We start from the raw sequence: 23,623 nt of genomic DNA on the forward strand, positions 1-23,623 counted from the left end.
TCCTTCGCGAATTCGGTCCGGCCCTTACATCGAACCGGCAGGCCGCGCGGCAAGCGCAGGCGTTTCGCCTCAGCCGAGGCGAAGTCGCAGCGCCATCAGAGCTGCGGCGCAGGCGTTGGAGACATTGAGGCTCTTGATCGGCCCCGGCATGTCGAGCCGCGCGAGAATATCGCAGCGCTCGCGCGTCAAGCGGCGCAGGCCCTTGGCTTCGGCGCCCAGAACCAGCGCCAGCGGCTTGCGCAAAGGGCTCGCCTCCAGCGGCTGCGGGCCTTCCGAATCGAGGCCGACGATCAGAAAATCGCGCTCCGCCAATTGCTCGAGCGCGCGGGCGAGATTGACGACGGAGACGATCGTCACATGCTCGAGCGCCCCCGAGGCGGCCTTGGCGAGCACGCCGGTGAAATCCGGGCTGTGGCGCTCGGTCACGATCAGCGCATCGACGGCGAAGGCGGCTGCCGTGCGCAGAATCGCGCCGACATTATGGGGATCGGTCACTTGATCGAGGATCAGAACGAGGCCGCTCTTTTGCTCTATGTCGGCGATATCCGCCTCCGGCAGCGGGCGCGCTTCCAGCATCAGCCCTTGATGGACGCTCTCCTCGCCGAGCCGTTGCGACAGCGCGCGCGGGTCCACGATCTTCGGCGTGAGGCCGGCGGCGGCGGCGAGCGGCGCGATGCGCTCGGCGGCGTTCTCCGTCGCATAGAGCGCCAGCAATTTGCGCCGGCCGGCGATGAGCGCCTCGCGCACCGCATGGGCGCCATAGAGCACGACGACATCCGCCCCGGGGCGGCGGAAGGGCGTCTCCTCCTTGGGCGGATGGCGCGGGGGCGGGCGGCGGCCGCGGTCCTTGCCGGCGGGCGGGCGGCTCATCGCAGCACCGCCGTTTTCACCCACCAGTCTGCATGTTGGCGGCGGATCACTGCCGCCGCGCGGGCGGCCGCCTGACGGGTCGAGAACAGAGCGAAGCAGGTCGCGCCGGAGCCGGACATTCGCGCGAGCCGGCAGCCCTTGGCGGCCGACAGCACGGCGAGCGCATCGACGATGACCGGCGCGTCCACGCAGGCGGCGTCTTCCATGTCGTTGCGGCCCCGGCGCAGCGCCGCCGCTATCGCCTCCGCGCCCAGCGCCGCCGTGACCTCGGGATGCGGAGCCGCGCCGGTCGTTTCGCCCGGGGCGAGGCCGAGGCGAGCGAAGACGCCGCGCGTCTCCACCGGCGCGCCGGGATTGATGAGCACGGCGGGCAGCGGCGGCAGGCCGAGCGGCGCGCCGATCGTCTCGCCGCGGCCGAGCATGTAGCGCGCGCGAGGGCAAAGGCAGACGGGCACGTCGGAGCCGGTGGCGCGGGCGGCCTCGAGCAGGCGCGGATCATCGGCGGAAAGGCCATTGGCGCGGGCGAGCAGGCGCAGCGCCGCCGCGGCGTCGGAGGAGCCGCCGCCTATGCCGGCCGCGACCGGCAGATATTTGGTGAGATGAAAGGCGCCCAGACGCAGGCCGGGGACGCGCTCGGCGAGACGCTGGGCGGCGCGCAGGACCAGATTATCGGCATCCGAGCCCGCGGCGGCGGCGGTGGGGCCGTCCACGGCCAGCGATAGCGCCTCGCCCGGCTCGAGACGCAGGCTGTCTCCGGCGCCGGAGAAGGCCACGAGGCTCTCGAGCTCGTGATAGCCGTCGGCGCGGCGGCCGAGAATGTGAAGCGTCAGATTGATCTTGGCGGGGGCGCGCGTCGCGAGCATGAATTCCGGTGTCTCGGCCTGTGGAACGGTCCGGGCGCGCCGGAAGCGGGCGACAGATGCGCCGCCCGCGCCGGACCTGTCAAGAACGCGCCGACCTCCAGCTAGACCGCCGATGCGGCCGAAATTCGTCCGCGCCCCGGGCGGCGCCGCTCGCGGATGATGCGCGGCTCTTGACGGCCGTTCGCCGATCATGGGACCTTTTCGGCATGGCGAAGCTATGGGCCAATTCTGGGTGGATGGCGCGCGCGCTCGTGCTGAGCGGGATCGTCGCGCTGTTTCTCGCGCAGGCGGTCGCCATTGCGCAGCCCGACTCGTCGAGTCGCAACGGCTCCTCGGTCGCGGCGACGGATCGGCCCTGCCTCTCCGTCGCAACTCATGACGCCGCCGATACAGACAGTGGTCACGCAGGCGGGCGCCATCATTGCGAGATGTGCCCCACCGCCTGCGGTGGAGCCGCGGCGGACGCCATCATCGCGCCCATCCGGCTCGGCGCTGTTTTGCCCCATGCGCCGCCAGTCATTGCGGCGTCGCGGCCCGTGGAGGCTCCGGCTCTCTTCCGGTCTGGATGGCGCGGCGCGTGGTCGTCGCGCGCGCCGCCGCGCGTCGCCTGATCGCGCCCATCCACGCGACGGTGTTGCGATTCTCCCGCCGCCGTTCCTCCCGCATGCATCCGGACGCCGCGTATGTCGGACAGCAAATTCTTGTCGTTTCGCGAGCTTTTCCTCCGCAACAAGCGCGGCCTGCTCGCTTTTTTGACGCGCCGGGTCGGACGCGAGGAGGCCTCCGATCTGCTGCAGGAGACCTTCGTGCGCGCGCTCCGTCACGACCGTTTCGAGAGCGTCGCGGATTCGACGGCGTTTCTGAAGCAGATCGCAGTCAATCTCACCAGGGATTTCGCCCGTCGGCGCAAGACCGAGACGCGCTATCTCGATTTCGGCGATCCGCCCGTCGAAGCGCCCTCGGAAGCGGCGACGCCGGAAGAATCGCTCGATCGCCGTCACAAGACGCGCATCGTGCTCGAGACGATCGAGGCGCTGCCGCCCCGCTGCCGCGAGGTCTGCCTGCTGGTGATGCACGAAGGCGTCTCCCTGAACGAGGCGGCGCGGCGGCTCGGCATTTCCGAGACGATGGCGCGCCGGCATTTGCGGCTCGCTCTGCTGCGCTGCCGGGCGGCGCTCGATTGATTTTTTTCTCGCCCCCCGTTTCGTTTTCCGTTCCGGCGCGTCCTATGAGACAGCGGCCGGCGGAGGAGCCGCGCCGATCGATGGCCGTGACCAATGACCGACTATAGCGATGGTTTCGATCACGACAGTCCGCGCGTCGCCGCCGTCAATTGGTGGATACGGATGCGGGCCGGCGCGCTATCGGCCGCCGAGAAGGCCGAATTCGACGCTTGGCGGGCGGCCGATCCGGCCAATGCCGTGGCTTTCGACGATATGGCGGAAATGTGTGGCTTCGTGGAGAGCCTCGCGCCCAGCCGGCGAGCGGAGCCGCCTCGCGCCGTCCCCCGCCGCTTCTCGCCGGCTGGCGCAGCGACGATCGCCGCCGCGTTCTGCCTCGCTATAGCGGTGGGCTTCGGCGATCTCGCGAACTGGCTTCGCTCCGACATTTACGCCGGCGTCGGCGACCGCAAGAGCGTGACGTTGGAGGACGGCTCGCGCGTCGATCTGGACGCGAGTTCGGCCATTGCGCTGCATTTCGAGCCCGGCCGTCGGCGGCTCACCCTCCTCGAGGGCGAGGCCTGGTTCCAGGTCGCGCCGGACGCCGCGCGGCCCTTTGTCGTGGAGGCGGCCGGCGGCTCGGTGACGGCGCTCGGCACGGCTTTCGATATCGCAATCGACAAGGGCGAGGCGCGCGTCACCGTCACCGAGCACAGCGTCGCGGTCGCGAGCGGCGGCGAGTCCGTGGTGGTGGAGGAGGGCGCGCAGAGCGCCTTTTCCGCCGCGCGCGCCGCGCGCGCGCCCGAAACGGTCGACGTCAAGCGCGCCACGGCCTGGCGGCGCGGCAGGCTGATCTTCGAGAACAAGCCGCTCGGCGAAGTGCTCGCGGCGCTCGGCCGACACCGGCGCGGCTATGTCTATTGCATCGGCGAAGCGAGCTGCGCGCGGCGCGTGACCGGCGTTTTCGACGCCGAGAATCCGGCCCAGGCGCTGCGCGAGATCGAGGCCTTTCTCGGCCTGCGCGCCATTCACGTCACCGACTATCTGATCCTGCTCCACGGCTGAGGCGTTTCGCCTCGCGCGAAAAAAATTGCTCCGCGACGTTTCGTTTTCCGCATCGAGCGCGTCCAGCAAGACAGGGGCCTTTCAGCGCCCCGAGGCGGACGATCGTTACGGAGACGCGGGGATATGGCGAGGAAGTCGGCGCGCGGCGAGCGGCGAGGAAAAGCGAATATGGGTTCGGCGGTCGCGGCGGCGGCGTTCGGCGCCTTGATGACGGGAGCGGGAGTCTCGGATTCTCCTGCGCAGGCCGCTATTGCGCCGCAGGAGCGTTCGGGAGCGATTTTGGCCTACCGCATTCCCGCTGGCTCGGTGGCTTCGGCGCTGAATGTCATCGCCGATGAGAACGATCTCCACGTGCTCTATGACGCGCGCCTCACCCATGGACGCGTGACGCCGGGGCTTTCCGGCAAATATTCCGTGCGCGAGGCGCTCGGCGCGCTGCTGGCCGGCACCGGCCTCACTTACGAATTTTCGCGCGACGGGCAGGCGGTGTCGATCGTGCTGGCGCAGAATGACGCCGGGACCCAGACCGACGCCAGCGGCGCGACGCCGCTGCCGACGATCGACATTGGCGCGCAGACGAATGGGCGCGGCGACGACGCGCGCGCCCGTCCGGCGCCGGGACCGGGCGATCGCTACACGGGCTATACCGCCGCCAGCGCGGCGGCGACATTGAAGGTCGACACGCCGCTGCTCAAGACGCCGATTTCGGTGCGCTCGGTGACGCGCCAGACGATGGACGATCAGCAGGCGATCTCCGTCGGCGACGCCGTGCTGACCAATGTCTCGGGCGTGACGCCGCTGCCCAATCTTCTCGACATCTACAAGGTGCGCGGCTTTTCTGTCTCGCAGAGCACCTATAAGAACGGGCTGATCGAGCTGCGGTCGCGCTATCTCGACACGGCCAATCTGCAATCCATCGACGTTCTGAAAGGTCCGGCCGCCATGTTGTTCGGCCGCAGCGAGCCGGGCGGACTCATCGACCTCGTGGTGAAACGGCCTCTGGAGACGCCTTATTACTCGATACAGGAGCAGTTGAAATCCTTTGGCGGCACGCGCACGACGATCGATGCGACCGGCCCGCTGACGGCGGACAAATCCCTGCTCTATCGCGTCAACGCCGAATATTACCGCACCGATTCCTATCGCGATTTCGTCACCGATCGCAATGTCTTCGTCGCGCCGACGATCTCCTATCGGCCGATCGAGCAATTCCGCATCAATGTCGATTTCGAATATCAGAACAAGACCTGGGTCGATGATTACCAGCTGCTGCCCGCGGTCTACGATCATCCGGCGAATATTCCCATCAGCCGCTATCTCTCTGCGCCCTATCTCACGACGAATTTGACGAATCACTTCGACAAGAAGCGCATCGCCTATGACTGGACATATGACATCGCCAAAGATTGGAGCCTCACCAATCGGCTGAGCTATACGAGCCTCGGCACGAGGAACGGCAATGTCGCCGGCGCCGCCTTCAATCAGATCACCGGCGTGCTGAACCGAACTTACGTCTATTTCCCTGGCAATACGGACGACACTTTCGCCACCAATCTCGATCTCAAAGGCAAGTTCGAGACCGGGCCCTTGTCGCATTCGATTCTGCTCGGCTTCGACTATTTCAGCAATTATTGGGGCATGAAGAGCCAGATCATCACGCCGATCAGCGCCATAAATATCTATGCGCCCAATTATTACACGCTCGATGCTCCGAAGGGCGGCGGATTTGCGCATTCCGGCGAGCAATGGACCGGCGTCTATGGACAGGACATGATCTCCTTCCTCGACGACAGCGTGCACGTGCTGCTCGGCGGTCGTTATGACTGGAACGCCGTGAGTTCGTCCGGCAGCTACAACGCTAATTGGTGGTCCGCCTACACCGGCTACAAGACGGCGGACACCTCCGCTTTCAGCCCGCGCGTCGGCGTCGTCTATCAGCCGCTGCCCTTCATGTCGGTCTACGGCAATTTCGCTCAGTCCTTCGGCTCCAACAACACGACCAATTACAGCCAGCCGCGACCACCGCAACGCGGCGAAATATGGGAGGCGGGCGCCAAGGCGGAGCTCTTGGACAAGCGGCTGACGCTGACCATGGCCTATTTCGACATCACAAAGACGAATATTCCGACCGCCGATCCGCTCAACTCGACCCTCTCCTATCTGATCGGCAAGGCGCGCAGCCAGGGCTTCGAATTCGATCTCACCGGGCGCATCGACGACAATTGGAGCGTCATCGCAAATTACACGCATGACGATGTGCGCACGCTCGAGGGCTCGTCGGCCAATGCGCTCGCCGTCTACAACGGCCAACTCGCTTCACCCGGCAAGGCGCTGGCCTCGAGCCCGCGCAACTACGGCAATCTCTGGGTGAAATACGACGCCGACGACGCTTTCAAAGGGCTGAGCCTCGGCGCCGGCCTCACGGTGACGGGCAGCGCGCTCGGCGACAACGCCAATTCCTATGTGCTGCCGGGCTATGCGCTGCTCAACGGCATGATCTCCTACACGACGAAGATCGACGATCTCACCGTGACCGCGCAGCTCAATGTGAAGAACATCACCGATACGGTCTATTACTCTGCGTCGCAGGACCGCACCTATATCATGACCGGCGCTCCGCGCAGCTTCCTCGGCTCGCTGCGGGTGGAGTTCTGAGTCTCGCGCCAACGTCGCGCCGAGCCCGTGGCGTTGGAACGATCCCTCTATTGCCGCGCGGCTCTCTGCGCTCCGGGCGGTCCGGGCGGGGGAATCGCTTGAACCTCAGCGCCAGGGTTGGGTTATGGCTCGGAAGAGGTAGTCGTCGTTCCAGGCGGCGGTTTTCTTTTTGATTTTGAGATTGGCCTTATCGGGGATGACCTTGATGAGGTTGAGAGCGGCGTGCTTGATCGTCGCCATGTTGGCGGGCCCGTTCTCGGTGCGAAGACGCATCAGGTCGTCGTGGCCGCGTGGGCGAACTGCTTGGCGGACAATAGCGCCGAGGAGAGATAGTAACGGCGCGCCAACCAGACTGTCGACGGCGCGCCGAAGTGCGCCTCTGCGCGCCGAGCTCCGCGGCCAAGCGATGATCCGGCGGCAATCGATCGCCGGCTCCGAACCGCCCGGTTTCGATCGCCGCCGAAATGGCCGGTTCCGCGGGTCGCCAGAGGGGAGATTCGGGGTCGTCCCCGAACTTCACGCGCGTCTGGCGCTCCGAGAACCGACCATGAAGCGGAGCACACATCATCCTCCGGCGCCCGCGGCGATCAGGACCGCAGCATGTAGATTATTTGCTCGGTGTCGAAGATCGTTCAATCGGGTCGACGATCGATCGGAAATCCGCAGCTGTTTGGCGTCGCTCGCGAGGCCTCGGGGAGAGCGCAGGCGGTTTTTCGACCGAACCAGCGATAGCGATTGCGCGCAATGAGGCGATAGAGCGCATCGGCGACGAAGCGTGGCATCAGCCGTGCGAGAGGGGCGGTGCGCGCCGGTCCGCGCAATTGCCGGGCGAGCGCGAGCAGCGCCTCGGAGTCCTTCATCAGGCGGCCGTTCTCGATGAAGAGGAAGCTCTCGGGCGCATCCGGGTCGATATCCGCCTGTCGCGCCAGAGCGCGCCCTTCCTCGGATTGTATCGCGACGAAGCGGATCGACGGCGTGATCTCATGCGCTATGACATAGCGAACAGTCCAGTCGCAGAGGGCGCAGACGCCGTCATAGACGAAGATCGGCGCATCCTCCAGCGTCTCCGCCAGCGAGCCGGTGTAATGCACGACAGGGCCGACGATCGGAAAGACGACGTCTATGTCGAAGGCGAAGCGCTCGCCCTCGGCGCTCTCGAAACATTCGATCGTCGGCGTCGTCGCTCGCGGCAGCGGGATTTTCAGCAGGCGCCATTCGGACAGCGACCAGCGTAGGCCGGCGGGCGAGGCGGTGAGATCGAAATAGAGATCGAAGGGGCCGAAATGCTCGATCAGGCGCCCGTCGAGCGCCGCCTGCATGACGCTCTCATAGCGCCGCCCGGCGAAATCGCGCCGCCAGAATTCCCGCTTTCCAGAGAGCGGCGTGAAGCGGACGCGCGTCTCGACATTCTCGCCCGGCGCCGGAAGGCCGGCGACAAAGGCGAGCATCGCCGCGCCGAGACCGCGGCCCTGCGCGGAGATTTTCGCGCGGCCGCTGGTGAATATCTCGCGCTCGAGCGTGTGGAAGCGACGGACGGGCGCGGGCAGGAGATCGAAGCGCTCGGCGAGCAGGTCTTGGAACAGAGTGGTCATTTTTATCTCCATTTTTTAAAATTGCGGCTTTGCGACCATCAGCCAGAAGATCGCGATCATGGCGATGAAGGCGGGCCAGCCGAGCGCGAACCACCAGAGGAAATAGGTTCCATAGACCGGCGGCAGCGGCGCGTCTTTCTCGAGACATTGCTCGGCGATGCGCGCCATGCGGATTTGCAGCCATACGACCGGCAGCCAGCAGGCGCCGACGAAGAGATAGAGCGCGATCGCCGCGAGCAGCCAGGGCGTATCGAGCGGCCAGCCCTGATCCAACGCCAGCAGCACGCCGGTGACGGGCTGCACGATGACGGCGGGCGTGGTGAACAGCCAATCGGCGAGCACGACATTTCTGTTGCCGACGACGATGGCGCGCAGATCGCCGCGCAAATTGCTCGCGAGGCCGTGAAAGGCGGTGCCAAGCCCCGTGCCGAACAATATCGTCGAGCTGACGATATGCGCCGTCTTCAGAATGAGAGGATCGAGCATGGGTCAGGCCTCCAATGCGATCATGACGAGGATCGCCGCGGCGATCGGCAAATTCTTGAGCAGCGGCGCGAAAGGATGCAGCCAATAATCGGATGGCAGGCGCGTCGCGATGAGGGTGAAGACCAGCATGGTCGCGAGCTGCGCGGCGCCGGTGAGGGCCGGGCGCCATCGCAGCAGCAACAGCACGCCGAGCAGGAGATCGACCGCCGCGCCGCCATAGAGCGCAAACTCGGCGAGCGCGCCATGGACGCCGATCTCAGCGAGTAGCGCATAGCTTTTCTCCTGCGGATAGAGGCCGAAGGAGAGAAGGCCCGTCGCGACCCACAATAGGCCGAGGCACCAGCGCAGGAGCGGACGCAGGACGAACAGTCGTGCCGCCTGCCTGTCCGGGTCGCAGGCCGGCTCCAGCGCCAGAGCGTCGCGAATGTGGCGCGGTGGCCGATCGAGCGCCGCAGTCATCGGCGCGCAATCGGCGACATTGCCGCGCGAGAGGAGCTTTATCACCTCGCGATTGAGCGGTCCGGTCGAGACGCGTCCGCCGATCGACGCCGCGAGCAGAAAGAGCCGATAGGGCACGCGAAAGAAGCGCGTCGGCTTCAGGCCGAGCCATTCGCGCAACAGCGCGAGCAGCGCATCCGTCGTCATCGGCTCCGGGCCGACGACATCGAGGCGACGCGGCGAAGGCGCGCCGTCCGCGATACGCGCCGCGACTTCGGCGAGATCGCCGACATGCACGGGCTGAAAGCGCCAAGCGCCATCGCCGAAGCTCGGAAGCCGAGGCAGGACGGCGGCGGCGAGCAACCAGCGCGTGCTGGCGCCGCCGCGGCCGACGACGAGCGAGGGACGCAATATGCGCCAATCGAGCCGCGCGCCCGTGGGATCGAGCGCCGCGAGTCGCTCTTCGGCGACCGCCTTGCTGCGCTGATAGAGCGTCTCGCCATCGCTCTCGACGCCGAGCGCCGAGATGTGAATGAGGCGCGCGACGCCAGTCTCGAGGCAGGCGCGAAACAGATTGCACGCGCCCTCCGCATGGACGGCCGCCATGCTATTGGCGCCGTCGTCGCGAACGAGCCCGGCGCAATTGACGACGATCTCGAAGCTCGCGACCTTATCGCGAAGCTGCGCTTCGCTGTCGCGCGCGAGATCGACCTCGCGGCGCGAGGCCGCGACGACTTGATGGCCACGGTCGCGGAGCCGGCCGGCGATATGCCGTCCGATAAAGCCGCTGCCGCCGATGATGAGAATACGAGCCAAGATCGGTCTCCTCGGCAATGGGGCGAAAAAGCTTCGCCTTCGGGAGACCTATGGGCAATGGCGGCGCCACTATGTAACTATCTGTTTTTAAGTCACTCTAATACGTATGCTGTAAACCCTGGAGATAGATATCATTGAACTGCCTATAAACTGAGGATACAGTCGGGCGATGACGCCGAGCCTGCTGTTCACCCTCTCCATCTCGACGACCTTCCTGTCGAGCGCCGCGCTTTCGACGTTTCTCCTGGCGCGGGCGGGTGCGGCGCCGGGCGCGAAGCAGCTCGCGGCCTTCGTCGTGATCGTCGGGCTTTTCGCCCTCGGCTTGATCCTGCCCGAGCGCATCGGCGCGGTTGCCATGGCGCTGGCGCCGCTGGGCTCGGCGATAGCGGTCGATTTCGCGATCCGGCTGACGGGGCAGGGCGCGCGCACGCTTCCGATCGTCCACGCGCTCGGCGCCGGCGCGACCCTATTGCTTTTCATCTTCGGCGCCGGCGCCTTTTTCGAAGCACACGCTGGTCTGCGCGGTTTTCGCTATGAGGGCGTCGGCCTCGTCGGCGTGGCTGTCGCGATCGGCCTCGCGGCCTATGGCAATGGGCTGATGGCCTTCGCCCTGCGCCGCGCCGAGGGCAAGCGCCGACGCGAGATCGCCATTGTTCTCGTCTCCTCGCTCGTCGGCCTGTCGACGGTCGTTTCTTTCGCGCCGCCCTTGTTCGGCGTGTTGGTCGCGCCCTGGTCCATTCTCGCTCTGCCGATCTATCCGGCGCTGCTCGTCTACGGAATATTGCGCTATGAGCTGATGGCCGCCAATGTCTGGGCGCGTCGCGCCGCCGCCTATGCGCTCGTGCTGCTTCTCGCCGCCGCCGTGGCCGGATTGCTCGCCGCGGCGCCTTTGAGCTTCGTCGCTCCGTCGATGGATTTCGCGTCCCTTTGGCTCCTCGTCGTCACGGCCATGGCGCTGGCCTTTGCTTTCGGCGAGCCCATTCGCCGCGCGGCGGATCGGCTCGTCTACGCAGGCCCGGAGATTTTCGCCGAGACCATGGCGCAATGGCGCAGCGAGCTCGCCAGCGCGGACACGACCACTGAGGCGATCGAGATCGCGCGCGCGCAATTGCGCGCGGCGATGCGCCCGTCGGTCGAGGCGACTCTTTCCAACGAAGGGCCCGAGCCGGCGATACGCTGTGACAATACGGGCGACAAATGGGCCGCCAGGCTCACAGGTTTCGAGGATTCGCCGCCGGGCGCGCGCCGCCTCGCCATCGTCTACGCCGATGTTCTGACGCAGAGCCTCGACGATATCGATCGCCGAAGAAGCCGCGCCGAGAGCCAGCGGCTCGCCGAGCTCGGAATGCTCGCCTCGACGATTGCGCATGATCTGCGCAATCCGCTCAACATCGTGAATATGGCGGCCGCGGCCGCGCCGGCGGAGACGCGCGCCGAGATCATAGAGCAGACGCGGCGCATGAATCGTCTCGTCGCCGATTTGCTCGACTACGCCAAGCCCTGGAAGATCGAGCCGGCGGATATCGATTTCGCCGCGACATTCGGCGATATCGAGATCGACATCGCGAACGATGCGCATTTGCGCGCCGATCCGTTCCGCTTCGCTCAAGCGATAGACAATCTCATCGCCAATGCGCGCGCCGCCGGCGGCCGCGTCGCCATCTTCGTCGAGGCGACGCCCGAGGCGATATTCGTTAATGTCTGCGACGATGGTCCCGGCGTGCCGGAGGAAATCAAGGACCGCGTGTTTCAGCCCTTCGTCTCGCGCTCCGGCGAAGGCACGGGGCTCGGCCTCGCCATTGTCGCCAAGATCATGGCCGCGCATGGCGGCTCCGTGGCGCTCGGCGCGCGCGAGGGCTTCTCCACCTGCGTCACTCTGAGGTTTCCGGCGTGAGTGGCGAGACCATTCTCATCGTCGATGACGAACTCGCTTTCGCGCGCGTCGCCGGCGCTTTTCTGACGCGCGAAGGTTATCATGTGGTGACGGCGAAGGACGCAGCTTCTGCGCGCGAAACCTTCGCGCAGGCGCGGCCCGATCTCGTGCTTCTCGATCTCGTCATGCCGCCCGAGCGCACGCCAGAGGCGGGCCTGTCGCTGCTGCCGGAGTTTTCGAGCGCTGTCACCGTCGTGCTCACGGCGCATAGCGAGCATGAGCTGGCGCTGCGCGCCGTCGCGCTCGGCGCATGGGATTTTCTCGCCAAGCCTGTGGAGCCGGAGCTGTTGCGCTTCTGCGCCCAGCGCGCGCTCGCCAAAGCGGCGCTGGAGCGCGAGAACGCGCGGCTGCGCGCGGAGACGGCGGGCGATGGGCTGATCGGCAATGGTCCTTCCATGGCGCATGTGAAGGATATGATCCGCCGCATCGGCCCGGCCGAGCTTCCCGTAATGATCCTCGGCCCGACCGGCTCCGGCAAGGAGCTGGTCGCTCATGCGCTGCATAGAGCGAGCGCGCGTCACGGGCCTTTCGTTTCCATTCATTGTGGCGCGATTCCTGCCGAGCTGATCGAGAGCGAGCTGTTCGGCCATCTCAAAGGCGCCTTCACCGGCGCCCATGCCGATCGCCCCGGCCTCGTCGCGACGGCGCGTGGCGGCACGCTATTTCTCGACGAGATCGGCGAGGCGCCGCTTCCCTGCCAAGTGAAGCTGCTGCGCTTCCTGCAAGAAGGTACCTATACGCCCGTCGGCGGACGCGAGGCGCGCCGCGCCGACGTGCGCATCGTCAGCGCGACGCATCGCGATCTCGAAGCGATGATCGCTTCCGGCGGCTTTCGCGAGGATCTCTATTACCGCCTGCGCGGCGTCATCATTCGCTCGCCCGCGCTGGACGAGCGGCGCGAGGATTTGGGCCTCCTCGCCGCGCATTTTCTCGGCCGAGCGGCGAAGAAGCGCAAATTGGGTTTTTCCCAGGACGCTCTCGCTTGGCTCGTCGCACAATCCTGGCCCGGCAATGTTCGCGAGCTGAAAGCGACGATCGAATGCGCCGCCGCGCTCGCCGATCCGCGATCATCGACGATTTCCGCCGAGGATTTGACTTTCGCGCGCGGCGGCGGAGTTCGACTCGCGGCGGAAGCTGTCGCGGAAACGCTTCCCGAAGCGCAGGAGAAATTGGAGCGCCGCATGATCGGCGCCGCGCTCGCCGCCACCGAGCACAATCACAGCGCCGCCGCCCGCCGTCTCGGCGTTTCCCGCGTCGGGTTGTTGAAGATGATGGCGAGGCTCGGGTTGCGATAAATGATCCATGCAATAGAATTCGACGAGCTACGGCAAAGAAGCTATTGGCCAGCGTCCGATCGACACGGGCGGTTTGTCGCTCTCGAGGCGCCGACCGATCGCCGGCCGGATGGAGAGCTCGACGGACGTCTGACGGGACGATCCGATCCATTGGTCGTCGAGGCGACCGTCGAAGACGGCGCGATACGTCTTCTGCCCTTGTCGCTTCTGGGCGCGACGATCACGACGCTCGATTTCATCGATTTTGAACAGTCGGGTCGACGGATCGGCATGGTCGAGCGCGCGAAAGGCCTGCTCGTGCGACGCAAGACCCGCATACGGCGCTTTTCATTGTCGCCGCCGAGCCGAGCCGGACGACGGGCGCCGGCCGATTCGAAATTGGAGCCTCCGGCAATCCCGGCGCGTGTGTGGATGCCCTCGCTTTTGCAAGGTGATTTTCTCGGCGACTACTCGGCTCGGCGCCTCTATCGGTCGTGTATCGGGCCTCTCATCGTGGCCTGAAGTGCGCCTTCAGAGAGCTTGGTTTGCTCGAGCGCCGGGACTGGTTTTCCCCATTCTGAACATTGAAGTCCTTGCCGCATATGTCGTCGTTCGATCTCCTCGCCGACGAGGTCGAGCTCGAGGATGTCTACGAGACCGAGCGGCAACTGCTCTATGTCGCTGCGACGCGCGCGCGGGACCGGCTGCTGATCAGCGGCGTTGCGCCGGGCTCGGAGTTCCTGCGGGATTTCACGTGATTATCACGACTCTGGACACCCACTACAGCATGACCACATCCGCCGCATCCCGAAGCGTGTCTCTCGCTATATCGGCGACATGGCGGTGATGGGTGAAGAGGATCGCTTGACGCGCGCGGCCGAATTCGGCGAGCAGGCCGAGCGCGCAGGCGACGCGCGCTTCGTCGAAGCTCGCCAGCAGATCGTCGCCGATGAAGGGCAGGGGCTGCGCTTCGCGCAGCTCGAGCAGAGAGAGGCGCAGCGACAAGAATAATTGGTCGCGCGCGCCCTCGCTCATTCCGGCGACCGGCACGCGCACGCCGTCTGGGCGTAGCCCCGCCAAGGTCGGCGCGTCGCCCTCGTCATAATCGACGCAGAGTCCCGTGAAGGCGCCGGCCGTCGCCAGCGCGAACAAGGCGGAGGCGCGCAGGATCAGCGGGTCCTGCACTGCGGCGCGATGGCGCTCTATGGCCCGCGCGGCGAGGCGGGCGGCGGCGGCGCGCGTGATCCAGCGCTCCGACACGCTCAGCAGTTCCGCGCCGGCCTCGGCTTTCTCATGCGCGGCGGCTTCCGCGTCCCGTCCTGCGGCCAGTCGCTCGCGCGTCGCCTCCGCCTCGTGCCGAAGCTTCGCGGCCGCTTCTATATCGGCGAGGAGCTGGCTTTGATCGACGCTCAGGCGCTCGATCTCCGTCGGCAGCAGATCGGCGTCGAGACCGTCTTGCTCGGCGCGCAGCGTCTCTTCGTCATAGCCGTCGCCGATCTCGACGAGATCGCGGCGAATGATTTCGATCTCTTTCGCCACTTCTTGCCGTCGCTCGAGACGCGGCAGCGCAGTGGCGAGGGAGGTAGAAGCGTCGAGGCCGAGCGCGAGGCGCGCCCGCTCCAGAATCGTGTCGATCCTGGCCTTCTGCGTCATCAGCGAGGCGCGCGCGACTTCGCGCTTGTCGATCGCCGCCGTCAGCGCGTCGCGACGGCTGTGCATCTTGCGCGCCGTTTCGAGACGCGCGATGATGGCGTCGAGAGCCGCCAGCGGCGCGCTGCTGTCGATATCCGGCGTCGTCGCCGCGACCAGGCGAGCGACATCGGCGGCGAAAGCCGCCATATCCTCCTCCATTCGGGAGATGCGGCGGCTCAATTCCTCGAAATCTTTCTTTTGCACGGGCACGTCGCGCCAGATCGCCAGCGCCGCCTCTGCCTCGGCGATCGTCGCATCGGCGGCGAGCCCGATCGCGCTCATCCGCGCCGGCCATTGCGCGCGCGCCGTCTCGCGCGTCTCGAGCGCGCGCGCTTTCGCGGCTTCGCGTCGCTCGACCTCCTCCTCCGCATGCTGTCGGCGTATGGCGCGTTCGCGCGCCCCGGTCCAGAGTCGTTGCAGGCGCGCGAGTCGGCCGGCCGCATCCTTGTGCAGCAGCTCGATCGGCATGGACGGATCGTCGACGCCGCCGAGGTCCAGAACGAGCCGCGCCAATGCGCCGCGATGCGCCGCGAGCTTGCTCTCGATCGCCGCCGCCTCGCATCCGCGATCCGAGAGACGTCGTCGCCGCTCCGTCAATTCGCCGATTTGCGTTATCCAATGCGCCATCGCCGCGGGCGCGCGCGGGACGACGCCGCTGCGGCTCCACAATTTTATCCAGGCGGCATGGGCCGCTGATTTTCGCTCGTCGAGCGCCGCCTGCGCTTCCAGCAGATCGCTGAGCTTGCTCTGCTCTTGCGCGCGCCGCTCGCGCGCGGTCTCGAGACGCGAGGCGCGGTCGGCGTCGGAGAGGAGAACATCGGTCACTGTGTCGATTTCGCGCGTCTCGGCGCGCAGCTTGCCAAAATTCTCGAGGCGCTCGGACGGCGCGCTGTCGAGAGAGGATTCGAGCGCCATGGCGGCGGCGTCGCGGCGGGCGCGAGCGGCGAGCAGATCGTCTCTTGTCGCCGCCGCCCCGGCGCGCGAATGCCGCTCGATCTCGCTTTCGATCGCGGCGAGCGTCGCGCGCGAGGCCGCAATGTCGGCGGTCGAGCGCTTCTCTTTCTCGGCAATGTCCGCCGCCGTGGCGCGCGCCGTCTCTATCGCGCCCTCGTCCGGCAGCGGGCGGCGCGCCAGCTCGTCCAGCGCATTCGCCGGCGGGTCGAGACGCGCCGCATCTTCCGCGATGCGCGCCTCCTCGAGCGCGTCCTGCGCGCGGTCGCGGCGCAGCCGATCGGCGTCGCCAGCGACTTCGGCGAAGGCTTCGAGACGCCGCGAGAACGGCTCTGGATCGGCGACATAGGTTCCGTTCTCTTCGGCGCCTTCCAGCTCGCGCTGCTTCTGCCGCGCGCGCTCCAACTCGCCCAGCGCATCGGCGCAGCGCTCCTCGGCGCGCCGGCGGTCGTCGACGGCCTCGCGCGCGGCGGCCAGGGCGGGGTCGGTCGGCATGCGCGCGAGGAGCTGCTCGAAGGAGGCGAAGCCGAGCCGGCGCGCGGTTTCGGTCAGCGCGTCGCCGGCGATGCGCTGCTCGCTTTGGCGCTTGGGCAGATCGGACTGCGCCTTGCGCACGGCGCCGAGCCGCTCGCGCAGCTTCTGCGCTTCGGCGTCTTGCGCCAGCAGCGTCTCGTCCACGGCGAGGGCGGCGATCGTCGCCCGATCCTCGGCGTCGTCGGCGGCATAGGCGGCGAGCTTTTCGTCGAGCGTTTCGGCGTCCTTCCAGGCCGCGCGCCAGCGCGCCGTCTCTTCGGCGGCGACCGGCGGGAGGTCGGCGAAATCCGCCAATTCCTCGCTCGTGGCGGCGAGGCGCAGCAGGCGCGGCCGGGTGCGCGTCGCGCGCCGGCGAAGGGCGAGGGCGCGGCCGATCTCCTCATGCGCGCCGCGCAAATCGTCGCATTTGCGCCGGGCCTCCTCGACCGCCTCGTCGGCGGCCTTCAGAGCGTCCGCCGTGACGATGGCGTCGCGCAGGAGCTTCTCCGCATTGTCGAAGCGAGCGTCGGCGATATAAAATTCCTTCGAGGCGGCGCGGCGCGCTCCGAACAGCGCTTCCGCCTCGGCGTCGAGCCGGGCGCGCAGCCGCGACAGGGCGGAAAGCTGCGCGGAGGAGGCGGCGAGCGTCTCCGCCAGACGGCCGCCCGCCTTCAGCAATTCCTGGCCTCCCTCGCGCAGCGCGCGGGCGGTGAGGCCGAATTCGGCGAAGAAGCTCTCGCGCGTCGCGGCGCCGAGCAGCGGCGTCAGCAGATCGTCGTCGAGCGGCTTGCCGGCCTCGTCGAGAAGCGTGTTCTTGTCGCCCTTGCGGCGCCTAAAGCTCAGCGCAGCGCCGCCAGCGAGACGCAGACGCGCGCCGATCCGCAGCGTCCGGCTCTCATGCAGAAAATCATAGGCGGTGCGCTTGCCGAAGCCGAACAGAAGATCGCCTATGCCGGAGAGCGCCGAGGTCTTGCCCGCCTCATTGGCGCCGAGCACGATATGCAGCCGCGCGTCCGGCCGGAATGTCAGCGCGCGGTCGGTGAAGGCGGCATAGCGCTCGAAACGCAGCTCCTCGATCCTCACGCGGCGTCCTCCCGCTCGAGCGCGCCCAGCAGAAGATCGCGGGCGGTCTCGGCGAGACGCGCCAGCGCCGCCGGATCAGCCTGAAATTCGGCGCGCAGGCCGCGCGGCAGCTTGTCGCCCAAAAGCTCCGCCAGCTCGGCCAGCGTCGCCTCGAAGCCGGGGTCGGCGGCGGCCTCGCGCAGCAGCGTCTCGAGGTCGAGCGCGTCCGGCGCGGCGGGCGCTCGCGCGCGGGCAGGCGGGCGCGTCGCAATCTCCAGCCTTTCGACCCAGCAATCCTCGGCGAGGCGGAAGCCGAGCGCGCGCGCCTCCTGCTCCAGCGTCTCGCGCCCCGCGACGAGGCGCTCGTGCAGCGGCGTCGCGCCGACGAGCCGGATGCGGGCGGCGAGCGGCCGCGCCGCGGCCTGCGCATGAACAGCGCCGAGCCGCGCCTCTATGCGGGCGAGCGCCGCGGCCTCGTCGGCGCAATCGTCGATCTCGACGCACTCATGCGCCCAGCGGGCGGCGTCGAGCGAGACCGGCGTCGCCTCGACGATGCGTCCGTCGTCGACGGTGATCCGCATCGCGCCCTTCGCGCCCGTCTCCTTGACGCTGCGGCCCTGAATATTGCCGGGATAGACGATCCATGGATCGCGCGCGACGATCTCCGCCGCATGGACATGGCCGAGCGCCCAATAATCATAGCCGAAGCGTGCGAGATCCTCGACCGTGCAGGGCGCATAGGCGGCGTGGCCGCGCGAGCCGTCGAGCGCCGTATGCAGAACGCCGATGTTGAGCCAGCCCTCGCGCCGCTCGGGATAGCTCGCGACGAAGGCGCCGTCGACGAGACGCGTGCCGAAGCTGCGGCCATGCAGAGCGACGCGCCGCTGCTCGACGAGCAGCGTCTCCGCGCGCGCCGAGGAGAAGATTCGCACGCTCGGCGGATAGGGCAGGGACTTCGACATGAGGCTGTCGGCGTCGTGATTGCCCTTGACGATGAAGGTCGGAATTCCTTTGCGGTCGAGCCGGCCGAGCGCGCGCGCGAAGAAGAGGCCGGTGGTCACATCCTTCCAATCGCCGTCGAAAATATCTCCCGAGATCACGACGAAAGCGGCGTCGGCCGAGATCGCCTCGTCGATCAGCGCCTCGACGGCGCGCCGCCCGGCCTGGGCGAAGCGCGCCGCGACGGCCGGGTCCTTGACGCCGAGACCGGCGAGCGGGCTGTCGATATGGAGGTCGGCCGCGTGGAGGAAACAGAACCGCATGAGGAAAAATCTCAGATCTGGGAGTCGGGTCGAACCAGGAACGCCTTTGTGGCGCAGACGAATCCGCCCCCGGCGCCATCATCGTAGCCGATCTGCTCGAATGCGTCACACAGGGCGCGGCACGACCTGACGGAGCGGCGCACGTCGGAAATGTCTGCTGCTCACAGCATAAGAGCTTTGGGAATGAATAGAACGTCGCTCGTGTTCGGCTCCACAGCGACCTGACCACGCGATGACCGTAAGGAGATCACACATGGCTATCAAAGGGACTATCACGTCTCCGCGCTGAGCGGAATCCATCCAGAACGGCTGCGGCTTGCGCTTCGGCCCCTGCGCAACGCGAGGGTCCAAACACCTCGGTCGTCTCGACCCGATCTGCGTCCAGCCTGCATCCGATCCGTCGCCGACGCGACACGCCAGTCCGGCGATCACCGGATGCGACGCCGCGGGTCTTTTTGTGGCCGTCGCTCGCGAATAGCTCCCTTTCCACCTTCGCGCTCTGCCGCTCCGCACGCCTGCCGCCTATCTTCTCCTCAACGACGATTGGGCGGATGTCGTCATGGCGCGTGCGGGCGAGACGCTCGATGTGCGCAATCGTCTCGCTCATCACATGCGGGACCGCGAATTCGCTTGGTGCACGCGCGCGGCCATCATCTATGGCCCAGCGGTGGACAAGCGGATCGCTCACGCGTTGCAGTATTTTTTGCACAGCCATCTCATCGCCGCCGGACGCTGCGACGTCATGTCTGGCGTGGACGCCAATCCTCCGTCGAGGACGGCTTTCCAGGCCGCGTTGCCGTTGTTCGAGCGAGCGCGTCTCTATCTCTCGGTGGCGGGCGTCGATCTCCTCGAGGAGAGGACCGTCCACGACTCCGAGCGCGCCATTGAGCCTAACGACCTCGACGGATTCGTGACGCCCTTCGATGCGGGCCGCGTCTGGATCCTGAGAGACATGGGCTATAGAGCCGCCGTCGCCGAAGCGGGCGGGCGTTGGGCTGTTCTCGCCGGATCGGAAATCCGCGCCCAGGCGCAGCCGCGCGACATTCGCGTCCGCGAGGAGCTCGCGCACGACCGTGCGCTCGAACCGGTGCACGGCCGGCCGGACGTCCGTGTTCTGTCGAGAGACGTCCCCGTCCGGTCGCTCGACGACGCCGGCAAGCTCGTGTTGGGCAGCCCGCGCAGCGTGACGCGCGCGTGGGAAGAGATCCGCCTCGACGCGCGCTCCGCTTTCCGAGCCTGACGCAACCCCGCAATTCTATCGCGTGCGGCCGCGGCGAGCCATCACCTCGGGGCCTCGCTCGCCGGCGTCGATCTCGTTCCTGCGGCGAGCCTCGCGCCTGGCGCCACTCCCGCGCAGGCCGCGCAATGGGCCGACGACACGCTGCGCCTAGCCCGCGACGCTGGGCGCGCGCCGACGCTCGACGACCTGCTGCGTGTGATCGCGCCGCCCGATCATCGCTCGCCCGCTGACCGGCGCGTCGCCGCCGTCCACGAGGCCGGGCATTGCGTCGCCTATCGCGAGGCCGGGCTGACCATCGCCTCGACGTCGATCGTCGCGCGCGGCGACTCCGGCGGGGAGCCGCGCCGCCGGGCGTCCCTCGATGTTCCCGACGCGCGCCGATCTCGACGCCGGCGTCGTGATCTTACTCGCGGGACGTTCCGCCGAGGAGGTCGTCCTCGGCGCGGCGTCCACCGGCGCCGTGGTCGATCTGGCAGTCGCGACGCGCGCGCTGGCCGACGGACACGGCTCCCACGGGCTGGGCGACACGCTGCGGCACCGGCCCGACGCGGCGGCGTCCCTGTCCTTCGACCACGCGTTGCGCGCCGCCGTGGACGCGGATCTCGCCCGGCTGCACGCCCGCGCGCTCGACCTGATCCGCCACCGCCGCGCCGACGTCGAGCGCATCGCCGACGCACTGCTCGACCGTCGCTTCCTGATTGGGGACGACATCGCCGCTCTGCTGGAGCGGACGGTCCGCAACGGCGGCGCGAAAAGCAGGGCGAAGAACGCCAAGGCGGGGCTCGAGGATTCGCGCAAGGAATGCATGAGCCCGGGATGCCGACTTGCTCCACGACGTCGTCGCGCGCCTGTTGACAGTCCGCGGCCGAGTCTAACGCGCCGCCGCGAGCCCAGCACGCTGTTGCGGTCGCGGTCCTCGATGAGGCGGAGAGGCGCGCTGGTATGGCACGCGTTTCCGATGGGATCCTGCGATTCCCGCGGGGCGCGCGACGGGAGAAGGACAATCATTCCCCTCTGGTTTATGATGCAAAGCCTACTTGGCGCGACCCATCTGCTGTGGCCGGAAGGCGCCATAAGGGGACATTCGACCTGGACCCTGCGAAGGTCCGGTGTCCCTGGATTTCGCGGACCTTCGCTACTGCGATCCTCTCCGTCGTTTGATCAAAACTCCAGCCGCAGCGAGCCGAGGAAGGTGCGCGGCACACCGGTCAGTATCGTGTAACGATCGGCGGCTGTCTGATAATAGGTCGCGTCGCCGATATTCTTGACGTTCAGCTGGCCCGTCACCGTATAGCCCGCGATCTTCGTGCTGTAGGCGATCATGCCGTTGACCAGTGTGTATCCGGGCAGAACGAAGGAGTTCGCATTGTCGCCGAGCGCGCTTTCGACGACGGTGAGACCGCCGCCGAGACTCCAACCGCTCCATTCTCCATCGGCGTCGTATTTCACCCAGAGATTGCCGTAGTTGCGTGGACTGCCCGGCAGCTTCGAACCGGCGATGGCGAGCTGCGTCGTGATGAGCGTCATTGGATTGTAGGAGTTCGCGCCCTCGACGGTTCGCACATCGTCATGCGTATAATTGGCGATGACGCTCCAATTGTCGTTTATGCGGCCGTTAAGGTCGAATTCGAAGCCTTGGCTGCGCGCCTTGCCGATCAGCAGCGTGTTGTTGGCGTTGGTCGGATCGGTATAAGGAACATTGGTCTTGAAAATGTCGAAGTATGACATGGTCAAGGTGAGGCGCTTGTCGAGAAGCTCGGCCTTCAGCCCGCCTTCGTACATCTCGCCTTTCTGCGGCGCGAGCGGAACTCCGACGCGCGTCGAATTGGCCACGCCGAAAGATTGCGTGAAATTGCCGTAGAGCGAGAGCCATGGCTGCGGCTGATAGACGATGCCGACACGCGGGCTGAACGCGGTATTGTATGTGCTCACATAGCTCGCCAGCGCGCCGACATAGGATTTGAGATTCTTATTGTTGCTCGTCTCCGCCCAATCGAAGCGTCCTCCCAGCAATAGGTGAACCGTGTCGTCGAAGAAGGAGAGCATGTCCTGGCCGTAAATGCCCGTCCATTTCTGACCGGACTTGCTGTAAACGGGATTGCTATAGGGATTCTCGATCTGCCATGAGTTCGGCGCGTAAATGTTGATGGAGCTCAGTATCGGCTGATATTGCAAATTGATCGGGAGATAATTCTTGAGCGCGTCGAGCCCGAGCAAGATCGAATGGCCGACCGGTCCAGTTTCGAATTTGCCTTTCAGATCGAGATTGGTCGCGAAAGTCTGGTCGACTGTGCCCGGAACGACGAAGGCATAGCGGCTGAGCACTCCCGTCGACTGATCGAATCCCAAAGGCGCGATATTCACGTTTCTCGTCGCCATGCTGGTGTAGCTTAGCCGATTGGTCAAACTCCAGCCGGGCAGGAATTCATAGCTCATGTCATAGGCGATGCGCTTGCGCTCGACGTGGTCCGGCATACCGCTCATGAGCGAGGCCGAAGACAGATAGCGGCCGACGGGAATATTGGCCGGGGCGCCGCCGACGGCCGGAAGGATGAAATAATCGTCGACCCAGGTCCTGTTCTGATATTCGAAATCGACATTGATGCGGAACTGCTCGACAGGATGATAGCTGATCGTCGGAGCAACGAAGAAATTTCGGTCCGTCACGAAATTTCGATAGGAGTCGGTGCGAAAAAAAGTGCCGTTGACGCGATACAGCAGAGATTTATCTTCGGTCAGTGGCCCGGTGGCGTCGATCGTCGTCCGTGTTCCGCTATAGGACGTCACCTGCTCCTGAACGGAGTAGTATGGCGTCGCCAGCGGCCGCTTGACCACGAGATCGATAATGCCGCCCGGCTCGCCTCTGCCGAATTCCATCGCCGCAGGGCCTTTCAGCACTTCGATCGACTGGAGATTGGTCGTGTCGAGGTTGCGCACCCGATATTCCATCAGGCCGTTCTTGTACATATTGCCGAGCACGTTGAAGAAGCCGCGAACCTTGAACACGTCGAGCTGCGCGGTCGAGGGCGTGACGCCGCTGACGTTGGTGAAAAGCGCATCGCCGACCGAGATCGCCTGCTGATCGTCCATCGCTTGGCGCGTCACGACGCCGACCGAGATCGGCGTCTTCATCAGTGGCGCGTCGAATTTCAATGTAGTCGGCGCGCTTTCCGCGCGATAGCCGGTGCGCCTGTCTCCGGGGCCCTGGCCGAGGCCCGGCTGTTCGGTTGCTTGGGGCTGTCTCCCTTCGGCGCCGATGTCGATCGCCGGCAGCGGCGTCGCGCCGCTCGCGTCGTTCCGCGTTTCTGTGTCGTTCTGCGCCAGCACGATCGAAACGGCCTTCTCGCCGGGCGCGAGCGTGTAGGAGAGGCCGGTGCCCGACAAAAGCCTCGCGAGCCCTTCGTTGATCGTGGCGGCGCCGTCGAGGCCCGCGGTCGTCTTGTCTCTCGTCAACTCGGAGTCATAGACCAATATCGCGCCGCTCTTCTCGGCGAAGCGGCGCAGCGCCGTAGCGACGGGCCCGGGCGGAATTTCATAATTTTTCGTCTCGAGCGCCGCCCAGGCGGGCGACGCATCCAGCGCCAGAGCGCCGACGCCAGGGCCAAGCACGAGCAGTCCGAAGGCCGCCGCGGCTCCAAGCGGCTCATGCTTCTTTTTCATTTTGCGTCGCCTCCCGTCGCATCATTCGGAGGCGGGTAAAAAAAGCGCCTCTAATGATTCAGACAATCGGCGCGGCCGATTGTTGACGTCG

18 protein-coding genes are annotated in these 23,623 nt (G+C 66.5%); 9 read left to right on the forward strand and 9 right to left on the reverse strand.

The genetic code is table 11. The annotated features are described in order from the left end of the window. Positions 1-69: 69 nt before the first annotated feature. Together rlmB and GYH34_RS10270 are read right to left on the reverse strand one after the other, a co-directional pair. Positions 70-870, reverse strand: a complete 801-nt coding sequence (rlmB, locus tag GYH34_RS10265) for a 23S rRNA (guanosine(2251)-2'-O)-methyltransferase RlmB (protein WP_161913490.1) — start codon at positions 868-870, stop codon at positions 70-72. Further along, positions 867-1,733 (reverse strand): 4-(cytidine 5'-diphospho)-2-C-methyl-D-erythritol kinase, encoded by an 867-nt coding sequence (locus GYH34_RS10270; RefSeq protein ID WP_161913491.1) that lies wholly within the window; start codon positions 1,731-1,733, stop codon positions 867-869. The genes rlmB and GYH34_RS10270 overlap by 4 nt, the downstream gene beginning before the upstream one ends. A gap of 206 nt (positions 1,734-1,939) precedes the next feature. Here GYH34_RS10270 and GYH34_RS10275 point away from each other — a divergent pair, with 206 nt between their 5' ends. The 4 genes from GYH34_RS10275 (at position 1,940) to GYH34_RS10290 (ending at position 6,613) form a co-directional block, all read left to right on the forward strand. Further along, positions 1,940-2,344: a DUF2946 family protein gene (locus GYH34_RS10275; protein WP_161913492.1), complete on the forward strand. Its 405-nt coding sequence runs from the start codon at positions 1,940-1,942 to the stop codon at positions 2,342-2,344. Positions 2,345-2,416: 72 nt separating this feature from the next. Next, a complete protein-coding gene (locus GYH34_RS10280; protein WP_026598187.1) occupies positions 2,417-2,917 on the forward strand; it encodes an RNA polymerase sigma factor in 501 nt (166 codons plus the stop codon). A gap of 93 nt (positions 2,918-3,010) precedes the next feature. Beyond that, entirely contained in the window at positions 3,011-3,958 is a 948-nt protein-coding gene (locus GYH34_RS10285) for a FecR domain-containing protein (RefSeq protein WP_161913493.1), read from the forward strand. A gap of 168 nt (positions 3,959-4,126) precedes the next feature. Continuing rightward, positions 4,127-6,613, forward strand: a complete 2,487-nt coding sequence (locus GYH34_RS10290; RefSeq protein ID WP_161913494.1) for a TonB-dependent receptor — start codon at positions 4,127-4,129, stop codon at positions 6,611-6,613. Positions 6,614-6,718: 105 nt separating this feature from the next. Here GYH34_RS10290 and GYH34_RS10295 read toward each other — a convergent pair whose 3' ends face one another. From GYH34_RS10295 to GYH34_RS10310, 4 genes are all read right to left on the reverse strand, one after another. After that, positions 6,719-6,886, reverse strand: a complete 168-nt coding sequence (locus GYH34_RS10295; protein WP_161913495.1) for a hypothetical protein — start codon at positions 6,884-6,886, stop codon at positions 6,719-6,721. A 359-nt stretch (positions 6,887-7,245) separates the two neighbouring features. Then, complete coding sequence (locus GYH34_RS10300; protein WP_244635039.1) at positions 7,246-8,205, reverse strand: DCC1-like thiol-disulfide oxidoreductase family protein; 960 nt, start codon at positions 8,203-8,205, stop codon at positions 7,246-7,248. Positions 8,206-8,220: 15 nt separating this feature from the next. Then, the gene (locus GYH34_RS10305; RefSeq protein ID WP_161913497.1) at positions 8,221-8,691 is read right to left on the reverse strand and encodes a DUF2269 domain-containing protein; all 471 of its coding nucleotides are present in this window, start codon (positions 8,689-8,691) and stop codon (positions 8,221-8,223) included. A gap of 3 nt (positions 8,692-8,694) precedes the next feature. Next, entirely contained in the window at positions 8,695-9,945 is a 1,251-nt protein-coding gene (locus GYH34_RS10310; RefSeq protein ID WP_161913498.1) for an NAD(P)H-binding protein, read from the reverse strand. 169 nt (positions 9,946-10,114) lie between these two features. Here GYH34_RS10310 and GYH34_RS10315 point away from each other — a divergent pair, with 169 nt between their 5' ends. The 3 genes from GYH34_RS10315 (at position 10,115) to GYH34_RS21665 (ending at position 13,910) form a co-directional block, all read left to right on the forward strand. Then, positions 10,115-11,839, forward strand: coding sequence for a HAMP domain-containing sensor histidine kinase (locus GYH34_RS10315; RefSeq protein WP_161913499.1), 1,725 nt, complete (start codon positions 10,115-10,117; stop codon positions 11,837-11,839). Beyond that, positions 11,836-13,173 carry a sigma-54 dependent transcriptional regulator gene (locus tag GYH34_RS10320; RefSeq protein WP_161913500.1) on the forward strand — a complete coding sequence of 446 codons (1,338 nt, stop codon included), beginning with the start codon at positions 11,836-11,838 and terminating at the stop codon, positions 13,171-13,173. Before GYH34_RS10315 ends, GYH34_RS10320 begins: the two co-directional genes overlap by 4 nt. Positions 13,174-13,754: 581 nt before the next feature. After that, complete coding sequence (locus GYH34_RS21665) at positions 13,755-13,910, forward strand: hypothetical protein (protein ID WP_162561575.1); 156 nt, start codon at positions 13,755-13,757, stop codon at positions 13,908-13,910. Positions 13,911-13,932: 22 nt separating this feature from the next. Here the strand turns inward: GYH34_RS21665 and GYH34_RS10325 are convergent, their stop codons facing one another. Together GYH34_RS10325 and GYH34_RS10330 are read right to left on the reverse strand one after the other, a co-directional pair. Continuing rightward, positions 13,933-17,391 carry a YhaN family protein gene (locus GYH34_RS10325; protein ID WP_161913501.1) on the reverse strand — a complete coding sequence of 1,153 codons (3,459 nt, stop codon included), beginning with the start codon at positions 17,389-17,391 and terminating at the stop codon, positions 13,933-13,935. Continuing rightward, entirely contained in the window at positions 17,388-18,632 is a 1,245-nt protein-coding gene (locus GYH34_RS10330; RefSeq protein WP_161913502.1) for a DNA repair exonuclease, read from the reverse strand. Before GYH34_RS10330 ends, GYH34_RS10325 begins: the two co-directional genes overlap by 4 nt. Before the next feature lie 610 nt (positions 18,633-19,242). On the opposite strand from GYH34_RS10330, the gene GYH34_RS10335 reads away from it, so the two are divergent. Then, positions 19,243-19,872 carry a hypothetical protein gene (locus GYH34_RS10335; protein ID WP_161913503.1) on the forward strand — a complete coding sequence of 210 codons (630 nt, stop codon included), beginning with the start codon at positions 19,243-19,245 and terminating at the stop codon, positions 19,870-19,872. Positions 19,873-20,233: 361 nt separating this feature from the next. Beyond that, positions 20,234-21,094, forward strand: a complete 861-nt coding sequence (locus tag GYH34_RS10340; RefSeq protein ID WP_161913504.1) for a hypothetical protein — start codon at positions 20,234-20,236, stop codon at positions 21,092-21,094. On the opposite strand, the gene GYH34_RS10345 is transcribed toward GYH34_RS10340, so the two are convergent. Beyond that, the gene (locus GYH34_RS10345; protein ID WP_161913505.1) at positions 21,034-23,532 is read right to left on the reverse strand and encodes a TonB-dependent receptor; all 2,499 of its coding nucleotides are present in this window, start codon (positions 23,530-23,532) and stop codon (positions 21,034-21,036) included. The genes GYH34_RS10340 and GYH34_RS10345 overlap by 61 nt on opposite strands. Positions 23,533-23,623: the final 91 nt, after the last annotated feature.

This window comes from Methylosinus sp. C49 (genome assembly GCF_009936375.1).
Lineage (GTDB): Bacteria > Pseudomonadota > Alphaproteobacteria > Rhizobiales > Beijerinckiaceae > Methylosinus.

What these genes read in the sequence shown, in the direction of transcription:
- GYH34_RS10345 (WP_161913505.1), bottom strand. Translation starts at nt 23,532, where the DNA reads ATGAAAAAGAAGCATGAGCCGCTTGGAGCCGCGGCGGCCTTCGGACTG.
- GYH34_RS10300 (WP_244635039.1), bottom strand. Translation starts at nt 8,205, where the DNA reads ATGACCACTCTGTTCCAAGACCTGCTCGCCGAGCGCTTCGATCTCCTG.
- GYH34_RS10340 (WP_161913504.1), top strand. Translation starts at nt 20,234, where the DNA reads ATGTTCCCGACGCGCGCCGATCTCGACGCCGGCGTCGTGATCTTACTC.
- GYH34_RS10285 (WP_161913493.1), top strand. Translation starts at nt 3,011, where the DNA reads ATGACCGACTATAGCGATGGTTTCGATCACGACAGTCCGCGCGTCGCC.
- GYH34_RS10270 (WP_161913491.1), bottom strand. Translation starts at nt 1,733, where the DNA reads ATGCTCGCGACGCGCGCCCCCGCCAAGATCAATCTGACGCTTCACATT.
- GYH34_RS10290 (WP_161913494.1), top strand. Translation starts at nt 4,127, where the DNA reads ATGGGTTCGGCGGTCGCGGCGGCGGCGTTCGGCGCCTTGATGACGGGA.
- GYH34_RS10280 (WP_026598187.1), top strand. Translation starts at nt 2,417, where the DNA reads ATGTCGGACAGCAAATTCTTGTCGTTTCGCGAGCTTTTCCTCCGCAAC.
- rlmB (WP_161913490.1), bottom strand. Translation starts at nt 870, where the DNA reads ATGAGCCGCCCGCCCGCCGGCAAGGACCGCGGCCGCCGCCCGCCCCCG.
- GYH34_RS10275 (WP_161913492.1), top strand. Translation starts at nt 1,940, where the DNA reads ATGGCGAAGCTATGGGCCAATTCTGGGTGGATGGCGCGCGCGCTCGTG.
- GYH34_RS10315 (WP_161913499.1), top strand. Translation starts at nt 10,115, where the DNA reads ATGACGCCGAGCCTGCTGTTCACCCTCTCCATCTCGACGACCTTCCTG.
- GYH34_RS10295 (WP_161913495.1), bottom strand. Translation starts at nt 6,886, where the DNA reads ATGCGTCTTCGCACCGAGAACGGGCCCGCCAACATGGCGACGATCAAG.
- GYH34_RS10335 (WP_161913503.1), top strand. Translation starts at nt 19,243, where the DNA reads ATGCGGGACCGCGAATTCGCTTGGTGCACGCGCGCGGCCATCATCTAT.
- GYH34_RS10330 (WP_161913502.1), bottom strand. Translation starts at nt 18,632, where the DNA reads ATGCGGTTCTGTTTCCTCCACGCGGCCGACCTCCATATCGACAGCCCG.
- GYH34_RS10305 (WP_161913497.1), bottom strand. Translation starts at nt 8,691, where the DNA reads ATGCTCGATCCTCTCATTCTGAAGACGGCGCATATCGTCAGCTCGACG.
- GYH34_RS21665 (WP_162561575.1), top strand. Translation starts at nt 13,755, where the DNA reads ATGTCGTCGTTCGATCTCCTCGCCGACGAGGTCGAGCTCGAGGATGTC.